Raw genomic sequence first — 9,032 nt, 5'->3', positions numbered from 1 at the left:
CCACCCACCCCCATCGCCCCCAACCCCTCGCGGCTTGCGCCGCTCCTACGCGGGCCAACGCGCGCCGCGAGCTTTTCCCCAAAAAAACCAAACCGCATAGCCCCGCGCCACGCTAATATCCCCCGCTCAATGACATTCAACTGAACGGGGCCCGCATCGCCGATGCCTCCGCACGCCTGCGACCTGCGCCGCGGCCGCGTCTCCGAACCCGGCCGCGTCTTCCTCATCACCACCGTCACCCACCGCCGCGCGCCGCTCTTCGACGACTTCCACCTCGCCCGCCTGACCATCGCCCACCTGCGTCGCGCCGACCAACTCGGCCACGCCGCCACGCTCGCCTGGGTGCTCATGCCCGATCACCTGCACTGGCTCGTGCGCCTCGAAGCCGGCACCCTCTCGGCCCTCGTCGGCGCCTTCAAGGCCGGGTCTTCGGCCGCGATCAACCGAAGCCTGCAGACCCCCGCAACGCGCCGATGGGCAGCCGGCTTCCACGACCACGCCCTGCGCAAGGAAGAAGACCTCCACGCCCTCGCACGCTACGTCGTCGCCAACCCCCTGCGCGCAGGCCTGGTCCCCAGCGTGCGGATGTACCCCCATTGGGATGCCGTGTGGCTCTAGAGCAGCCCATCGCCTTCAACCCCTCGCGGCTCGCGCCGCTCCCACCGGGACGACACGCGCCGCGGTCTGCTGTAGGAGCGGCGCCAGCCGCGAGCTTTTTCGGCGGCCATCCAGCCCCGTCGCCTTCAACCCCTCGCGGCTTGCGCCGCTCCTACGGGGGAGGCGCGCCGCGAGCCTTTCATCACACCCACCCACGCCCATCGCCCCCAACCCTCCCTGCTTGCGCGCTGCAACAGCTGATGTGCTGCCGCCTTAACTCCGCTTCTAGCGTACAATCGCCATGGTCTTCGTAGAACTCCCTATCTTCAGTCGCTGCGCGCAGGCACTGTTCTCGGACGCACAGCTTCGGGACTTGCAGCAGGTCTTGCTCGAGAACCCGTCAGTGGGAGATCTGATTCCCGGTGGTCGAGGGCTCCGCAAGTTTCGTGTAGCACTGCTGGGGCGTGGTAAGCGGGGCGGTGCGCGTGTGATTTATTACCACTGGGTCAGCCGCGAGCAGTGCTACCTGATCTACGCCTACGCCAAGAATGCCAGGGCGGACCTGACCAAGGATCAGCTGAGGCGTCTGGCTGAGGTAATCGAAACCGAGGTGAGCAATGGATGACAAGCACTTTGAAGACCTGCTGGAAAGCGTTCGTGACATGGGGCGCCACATGCGTGGAGAGCCAGTCGCCGGCGTTGTCGCGCGAGAGCTGCCCGAGCCAGACGTCAAGGCCATTCGCGAGCGCACGGGGCTGAGCCAGACCCGTTTCGCCTATCTCATCGGTGTCAAACCCAAGACGCTGCAGAACTGGGAGCAGCGCCGTGTTCGCCCCGCCGGTCCAGCGCGTGCGCTCCTCAAGATCGTCGAAGCCAACCCCGCTGCGCTATCGGTGCTTCACCGCTGATTGCCCTTTCGCACCCACCCACGCTCATCGCCTTCAACCCCTCGCGGCTCGCGCCGCTCCTACAGCGGAGCCAGCCGCAGCGCGTGTCGTCCCGGTAGGAGCGGCGCCAGCCGCGAGCTTTTCGTCGCACCCGCCCACGCCCGTCGCCTTCAACCCCTCGCGGCTCGCGCCGCTCCTACGGGGGCGCCAGCCGTGAGCCTTTCATCACCCCCACCTACGCCCATCGCCCCAACCCCCCAACCCCTCGCCGCTTGCGCCGCGCCTACGGAACCCGGTGGGTGCGCGTCTGGCATCTGGCGATGCCAATGGTTTGAATGCCCGGTCTGCCTTTGTTTGCAAAGGGGATACCCTTTCCTCATCAAAAAAAGTGTCGGAATTCTTTACAGTTCGTCACGGAGGGCGTTTCATTGCCGTAACATGACGGTCTTAGGCTACTGCCAAAGCACTGATAGAATGTCGGCTTTTGTGCTGTGCGGCATGACAGGTGTGCTTCTTGCTAAAGCACTCGGTTGATGCACGCACCTTGCCCTGTGGCGCAGCAGCATGGGCAACCGCCACATACCGAGAACATACAGACGGGGTATCCGATGAACACACCCAGCACCAACCTGCCAGCCCGCCGCACGACTGCCGCACACCCCGTGGGTGCGTTGCGCGGGCTTGTCCTGGTTGCCGCGGCCACTGCGCTGAGTGGCTGCACGCTCATCCCGGGCGTCAGCGGCAGCTTCATGCGCGACGAATCGCGTGTCGAGTTGCCCGTCACCCAGGGCGGCGAGCAGGTGCCGGCCACGGTCAGCATCACCCCCATCACGGCCGAACTCATCATCCAGCACTTCAAGGCGAGCCAGGCGTCAGGCGATTCGCGCTTCCGCACCGGCAACGCCGGCGGGCAGACCGCCACCCGGGGCGACAACACCGCGCCCGATCCCGGCCTCACCCACCAGGACTACCGCCTCGGCCCCGGCGACATCATCAACGTCATCGTCTGGGACCACCCCGAAATCACCATCCCTGCCGGCTCCTACCGCTCGGCCGAGCAGTCCGGCACCCTGGTGGCCGACGACGGCACCATCTTTTTCCCCTACGCCGGGGTGGTCAAGGTCGCTGGTCTCACCCCGCGCGAAGTGCGCGAACTGCTCGCCAAGCGCCTCGCCAAGGTCATCGAAAACGTCCAGCTCGACGTCCGCATCGTCTCTTTCCGCAGCAAGCGCGTGTACCTCGTCGGCGAAGTCGCCAAGCCCGGCCTGCTCGCCATCGACGACATCCGCATGACGCTGGTCGAAGCCATCAACCGTGCCGGCGGCATCACCGAGCACGCCGACCACGCCAGCGTGCTGCTCACCCGCGACGGCAACACCTACCGGGTCGACCTGCAAGCCCTGTACGAAGAAGGCGACACCAGCCAGAACGTGCTGCTGCAGCCCGGCGACATCGTCAACGTGCTCGACCGCAGCCGCAACAAGGTGTTCGTGCTCGGCGAAGTGCAGCGCCCCGGCTCCATGGTCATGAACAAGCGCCGCACCACCCTGGCCGAAGCCCTGGCCGACGCCGGCTTCGTCAACCAGGTCACCTCCGACCCCGCCTGGGTCTACGTGATGCGCAGCGACAACGGCACGTCCGAGCTCTTCCACCTCAACGCCCGCACCCCCGACGCCCTGTTGCTGGCCGAGAGCTTCCCGCTGCTGCCGCGCGACGTGGTCTATGTCGACGTCGCCCCGGTAGCACGCTGGAACCGTGTCGTCAGCAACATCCTGCCCACCTCGCAGATGCTCAACTTCACCAGCGACGTGCGCTACCCGCTGTTCGGCGGCCGCCAGTAAGGCCTGGGCCGGCCCGCCGCGTGCGGGCCGCCGCCGTGCCGCGCGCACGGTGCCGTCACCGTGACCACCGCATCAACCCAAATACGACAGGAAGACCCCGTTGCGCCGCGATCCCGCCACCACCGCCCAGCCCGAAGCCGGCCCCAACACCCGCAGCGCCGCCGCGCGCGGTAACGACGACTTCATCAACCTCGGCGAAATCATCGCCGTGCTGCTCGAATACAAGTGGCTCATCCTCGCCATCGGCACCTTTGCCGTGCTGGTGGGCGGGGTCGTCGCCTTCGTCTCCACCCCCATCTACCGCGCCGACGCCCTCGTCCAGGTCGAAGACAAGAGCGGTGCAAAGGGTGGACTTGCCGCGCTGCGTGACGTCGAATCAGTGCTCGGGGATTCCACCTCCGTTGCGGCTGAACTCGAGATCCTGCGCTCGCGCATGATCCTCGGCCGCGTCGTCGATCGACTCAATCTGACCGTGCAGGCTGAGCCGCTGCGTGCCCCGGTCATCGGTGCAGCTTTTGCGAGACGCTATGCAGGATTGGAGCCGGCGCCTCCCATGTTTGGGCTTGCTAGCTACGCATGGGGAGGGGAGCGCATTCGGCTTGAGAGTTTCGATGTGCCCGAAGGTGCGATCGGAAAGCCCTTTTACTTGCGGGTGCGTGAAGGGGGAGGGTTGGCCCTGCACGACGAGGAAGACAACTTTCTGCTTGATGTGAAGGTTGGTGAGTCGGTTAGCGATCATGGGGTTTCACTGTTTGTGTCCGAGCTTGTCGCACGCGCGGGTACGAGCTTCGTTCTTACTCGTCAGAGCCAGCAGCAAGCGGTTGCGGAGTTGCGTGAGCGCTTCGAAGCGCGTGAACGTGGGGGTACCCGGGTTCGCGGTTCGGGTGTGATCGAGCTAGCACTGCGTGGCGATGACAAAGCAGCGCTGGTTACCGAACTAAACGAAATCCTTAACGCGTACGTACGCCAGAACGTCGAGTACCGTTCGGCTGAGGCAGAATCCACGCTCGCCTTCCTCGAAGCCCAGCTCCCCGAGCTCAAGGGCCAGCTCGACACCGCCGAGGCCGCCTACAACGAATACCGCCAGTCGCGCGGCTCGGTCGACCTCACCCTCGAGACGCAGTCCGTGCTGCGCTCGGTGGTCGAAGCCGACAACGAAATCGTCGCCCTCCAGCAAAAGCGCGAAGAACTGCGCCAGCGCTTCACCTCCGAGCATCCCCAGGTCATCGCCGTCGACGCCCAGATCAGCCGCCTGCGCAACCGCCGCGCCAGCTTCGAAGGCAACGTCTCGCGCCTGCCCGAAACCCAGCAGGTCGCCCTGCAGCTGCGCCGCGACGTCGAAGTTGCTACCGCGTTGTATACCAATTTGCTCAACAATGCCCAGCAGCTACGCGTCGCCCGCGCTGGGACCGTGGGCGACGTCCGAATCATCGATGCAGCGGTTACGGGTTTGTTCCCGGTCGAGCCGCGCAAGGCGCTTATCCTCGCCTTATCAGGCGTGCTGGGGTTGCTTGCAGGGCTCGGTACCGTATGGGCCATCCGCGCCCTGCGCGTGGTGGTGGAAGACCCGCAGACCATCGAGCGCGAGCTCGCCCTGCCGGTGTACGCCACCGTGCCGGCCAGCAAGGCCGAGGAGGGTATCGAACGCCGCATCCTGCGCGGCAGGGGCGGCAAGGGCGAACTGCTCGCCCTCGTCAGCCCCGACGACGACGCCATGGAAAGCCTGCGCAGCCTGCGCACCACGCTCCACTTTGCCCTGCTCGGCGCCGAGCGCGGCTCCGTCCTCATCACCGGCCCCGCCCCCGGCGTCGGCAAGAGCTTCGTCACCAAAAACCTCGGTGCCGTACTCGCCCAGGCCGGCAAGCGCGTCATCATCGTCGATGCCGACTTGCGCAAGGGCCACATCAACAAGGCCTTCGGCGTGCCGCGCGGCCTCGGCGTGTCGGACTACATCATGGGCAAGGCCACGCTCGAGGTCATCGTCAAGCCCACGGCGGTAGAGAACCTGCACATGGTCACCACCGGCCTCATCCCGCCCAACCCGTCCGAACTGCTCATGCACCCGCAGTTTGCCAACATGCTCGCAGCGCTCGAAGACCGTTGCGACGTGCTGCTGGTCGACGCGCCCCCCATCCTGGCCGTGTCCGACGCCGCCATCATCGGCCGCATGGTCGGCGCCACGCTGCTCGTCGCCCGCGCCGGCCGCCACCCCATCCGCGAGCTGGAACAGGCTGTCAAGCGCTTCGAACACGGCGGCGCCGCGGTCAAGGGCTTCGTCTTCAATGGTTTCGACACCCGCCGCCAACGTCACCGCTTCGGTTACGAGGGCTACCACTATCAATACAAGTACAAGTCCTGACTGCCGCCGGATTTGTTGACCAAAATCTCGCGGCTTGAGCCGCTCCTGCAACGCGACCAACCGCGCCGGTGGGGTTCGCTGTAGGAGCGGCGCCAGCCGCGAGCTTTTGAAACCATTGGCCCTCGTCGCAGGGCCCAAAAAATCTCGCGGCTCGCGCCGCTCCTACAGGGCGCACGAGACAGGGGCGCGCGAGCCGGCGAGGTAAGCTGCGCCCCGGGCACATGCCCAATGAATTGCTGCAATGCGGTAGCCGCCTTACCAGCCGCTGCCCGCCGTGCCACCAAGGCACAACGTTTTTTGAGCGAGGTATCACCATGTGGGGCCTGTTAACACTCATCCTGGCCACGGCGCTGTCTGCCGCAGTCATCCGCGGCATGCTGCGCCTCGCACCCCATGTCGGTCTCATCGACCACCCGGGCGAACACAAGCAGCATGCGCACAGCACCCCCTTCGTGGGTGGCTTCGGCGTGCTCGCCGCGCTGCTGCTCGCCGTGGGCATGCTGCTGTGGCTGCTGCCCGCGCAGTCCCTGGCCTGGGCCTCGCTTGCAGTGTGCGCGCTGGTCATGTGGGGCGTGGGCCTCGCTGACGACCGCTGGAAGCTCAGCGCCCGCATCCGCCTCGTCATCCAGGCCGGGCTGGCTCTGCTCATGGTCTACGGCGGCGGCATCGTGCTGGTCGACCTCGGCGACCCCTTGCTCATCGGCGCGCTGTCGCTCGGCATCATCGCCGTGCCCTTCACCGTGTTCGGCGTGGTCGGCTGCATCAACGCCCTCAACATGGTCGACGGCATCGACGGCCTGTCCGGCACCGTGGCTGCCGGCACGCTTGCCCTGGTTGCGCTCGTCACCCTGGGTGCGGGCGACGGCAGCGGCCACCTGCTGGCCATGGCCTTGCTCGGTGGCGTGGCCGGCTTCCTGTGGTTCAACCTGCGCTTCGGCAGCCAGCACCGCGCCCGCGTCTTCATGGGCGACAACGGCAGCATGATGCTGGGCCTGCTCATCGCCTGGCAGCTCATCGACATCACCCAGGGCGAGCAACCCCTGGTGCCCCCGGTGGTGGCGCTGTGGATGTTTGCCGTACCGCTCATCGACACCCTGGCCGTCATGGCCCGGCGCGTGTGGCTGGGCAAGTCGCCCTTCAGCCCAGACCGCCACCACCTGCACCACCTGCTGCAGCGCGCCGGCTTCCGGGTCGAGCACACTGTCACCATCATCGGTGGCCTGCACCTGGGCCTGGGCCTGTTCGGCCTGCTCGGCGCCTGGCTGGGCGTGCCCGACGCGCTCATGTTTGCCGGCTTTGTCGCCGTGTTTGCGGTGTATCTGCGCTTTACCGCCCGGCCGTGGCGCTTCGTGCCCATGCTGCGCCGCCTGCACCGCAGCCTGCACCTCACCCCGGCGCTCAACTGCGGCGTGTTCTTCGGCAATTCCAGCCTCGAGCATGTGGAGCAGATCAACGCCCTGGTCGCCCCCGAACTCAAGGACAACACCGTCTTCCGCACCCGCCTGTACGAATACCGTGGCGACCCCGAGCATGCCGGCCGCCGCTACGCCGTGGTGCAGATTCTGGTGGACGAAGACATCGCCCCGCTCGCCTACCAGAGCCTCTACATGCGCCTGCTGCAGCGCGTCATGCGCCCCGACCGCAACGCCTTCGTGCGCGGCTATGTCACTCGTGACCCCGCCAACGAGCGCCGCGCCGAGCACCGCACCCCGCACGCCGACGAGCGCCGCGGCGAACGCCGCGTGGGCCGGTGCGAACTGCTGGAAGAGTCATTCACCTATGTGCAAAACGGCCGCATCGTCGACGAGCAGGTCAACCAGCGCGCCCATCCCCAAGGGCACAATGACGCTGCAGCCCCAAGAGCCGACCTGGCCCGCGAGCTGCGCTGACGGCCCCGTCGCCGACACCGCATGCCGCTCTGCAGTCGGCTTACCATCGTCTCGAAACACACCGCATTCAAACTCCTTCAATCCGTAACACGCCTACCATCATGACTACCCACACTCTGGACTCCATCAAACTCGCCATCATCGGCCTGGGCTACGTCGGCCTGCCGCTCGCCGTGGAATTCGCCAAGCAGCGCAGCGTTGTCGGCTTCGATATCAACCAGGCCCGCATCGACGCCCTGCGCAGCGGCCACGACGCCACGCTCGAAGTCTCGGACGAAGAGCTCGCCGAAGCCACCGGCCTCAGCTACACGGCCAGCCTGCAAGACCTGGCCGCCTGCAACACCTTCATCGTCACCGTCCCCACCCCCATCGACGAGCACAAGCAGCCCGACCTCACCCCCCTGGTCAAGGCCAGCGAGACCATCGGCAAGGTGCTCAAGAAGGGCGACATCGTCATTTACGAATCCACCGTCTACCCCGGTGCCACCGAAGAAGACTGCGTGCCGGTGCTGGAGAAGGTGTCCGGCCTCAAGTTCAACGTCGACTTCTACGCCGGCTACAGCCCCGAGCGCATCAACCCGGGCGACAAGGAACACCGCGTTTCCACCATCAAGAAGGTCACTGCCGGCTCCACGCCCGAAGTGGCCGAGCTGGTCGACCAGCTCTACCGCCAGATCATCGTCGTCGGCACCCACAAGGCCGAAAGCATCAAGGTGGCCGAGGCCGCCAAGGTTATCGAGAACACCCAGCGCGACGTCAACATCGCCCTCATCAACGAGCTCGCCATCATCTTCAACAAGATGGGCATCGACACCGAGGCCGTGCTCCAGGCCGCCGGCAGCAAGTGGAACTTCCTGCCCTTCCGCCCGGGCCTGGTCGGCGGCCACTGCATCGGCGTGGATCCGTACTACCTCACCCACAAGGCGCAATCCATCGGCTACCACCCCGAGATCATCCTCGCCGGCCGCCGCCTGAACGACGGCATGGGCGCCTACGTGGTCTCGCAGCTGGTCAAGGCCATGCTCAAGCGCCGCATCACCGTCGAAGGCGCGCGTGTGCTCGTCATGGGCCTCACCTTCAAGGAGAACTGCCCGGATCTGCGCAACACCCGCATCGTCGACATCGTCAAGGAGCTGGGCGAGTACAACATCCAGGCCGACGTGTACGACCCCTGGGTGGATGTTGCCGAAGCCCAGCACGAATACGGCCTTACCCCCATCGATGCGCCCAGGCAGGGCGCCTACGACGCTATCATCGTCGGTGTGGCGCATGAGCAGTTCAAGGCCATGGGCGCCGACGCCATCCGCGCCCTCGGCAAGAAGGACCACGTCATTTACGACCTCAAGTACGTGCTCCCCCGCACCGCCGCCGACCTCCGCCTCTAACCCCCGCACCCCCCTGTAGGAGCGGCGCCAGCCGCGAGCCTTTAAAGGCGCCACCGCCCCCCCCCCCCCCCCCC

7 protein-coding genes are annotated in these 9,032 nt (G+C 66.3%); all 7 read left to right on the top strand.

What is annotated here, in order from left to right; all coding sequences use genetic code 11:
- Positions 1-162 precede the first annotated feature (162 nt).
- The 7 genes from C662_RS19125 (at position 163) to tviB (ending at position 8,958) form a co-directional block, all read left to right on the top strand.
- Positions 163-618, top strand: a complete 456-nt coding sequence (locus C662_RS19125; protein WP_002933840.1) for an REP-associated tyrosine transposase — start codon at positions 163-165, stop codon at positions 616-618.
- Between the two features lie 280 nt (positions 619-898).
- Complete coding sequence (locus tag C662_RS19120; RefSeq protein ID WP_002933838.1) at positions 899-1,222, top strand: type II toxin-antitoxin system RelE/ParE family toxin; 324 nt, start codon at positions 899-901, stop codon at positions 1,220-1,222.
- A complete protein-coding gene (locus C662_RS19115; RefSeq protein WP_002933836.1) occupies positions 1,215-1,505 on the top strand; it encodes a helix-turn-helix domain-containing protein in 291 nt (96 codons plus the stop codon). The genes C662_RS19120 and C662_RS19115 overlap by 8 nt, the downstream gene beginning before the upstream one ends.
- Positions 1,506-2,092: 587 nt before the next feature.
- The gene (locus C662_RS19110) at positions 2,093-3,325 is read left to right on the top strand and encodes a polysaccharide export protein (RefSeq protein WP_002933833.1); all 1,233 of its coding nucleotides are present in this window, start codon (positions 2,093-2,095) and stop codon (positions 3,323-3,325) included.
- 100 nt (positions 3,326-3,425) lie between these two features.
- Entirely contained in the window at positions 3,426-5,684 is a 2,259-nt protein-coding gene (locus C662_RS19105; protein WP_002933830.1) for a polysaccharide biosynthesis tyrosine autokinase, read from the top strand.
- A 314-nt stretch (positions 5,685-5,998) separates the two neighbouring features.
- Complete coding sequence (locus C662_RS19100) at positions 5,999-7,573, top strand: MraY family glycosyltransferase (protein ID WP_002933821.1); 1,575 nt, start codon at positions 5,999-6,001, stop codon at positions 7,571-7,573.
- 101 nt (positions 7,574-7,674) lie between these two features.
- Positions 7,675-8,958, top strand: coding sequence for a Vi polysaccharide biosynthesis UDP-N-acetylglucosamine C-6 dehydrogenase TviB (tviB, locus tag C662_RS19095; protein WP_002933820.1), 1,284 nt, complete (start codon positions 7,675-7,677; stop codon positions 8,956-8,958).
- Positions 8,959-9,032: the final 74 nt, after the last annotated feature.

Source organism: Thauera sp. 28 (assembly GCF_000310145.2).
Lineage (GTDB): Bacteria > Pseudomonadota > Gammaproteobacteria > Burkholderiales > Rhodocyclaceae > Thauera > Thauera mechernichensis.
The sequence above is the reverse complement of the archived record's forward strand: the minus strand, read 5'-3'. Positions and strand labels throughout refer to the sequence as shown.

Coding starts and splice junctions, on each gene's coding strand:
- C662_RS19125 (WP_002933840.1), top strand. CDS start 163: ATGCCTCCGCACGCCTGCGACCTGCGCCGCGGCCGCGTCTCCGAACCC.
- C662_RS19120 (WP_002933838.1), top strand. CDS start 899: ATGGTCTTCGTAGAACTCCCTATCTTCAGTCGCTGCGCGCAGGCACTG.
- C662_RS19115 (WP_002933836.1), top strand. CDS start 1,215: ATGGATGACAAGCACTTTGAAGACCTGCTGGAAAGCGTTCGTGACATG.
- C662_RS19110 (WP_002933833.1), top strand. CDS start 2,093: ATGAACACACCCAGCACCAACCTGCCAGCCCGCCGCACGACTGCCGCA.
- C662_RS19100 (WP_002933821.1), top strand. CDS start 5,999: ATGTGGGGCCTGTTAACACTCATCCTGGCCACGGCGCTGTCTGCCGCA.
- tviB (WP_002933820.1), top strand. CDS start 7,675: ATGACTACCCACACTCTGGACTCCATCAAACTCGCCATCATCGGCCTG.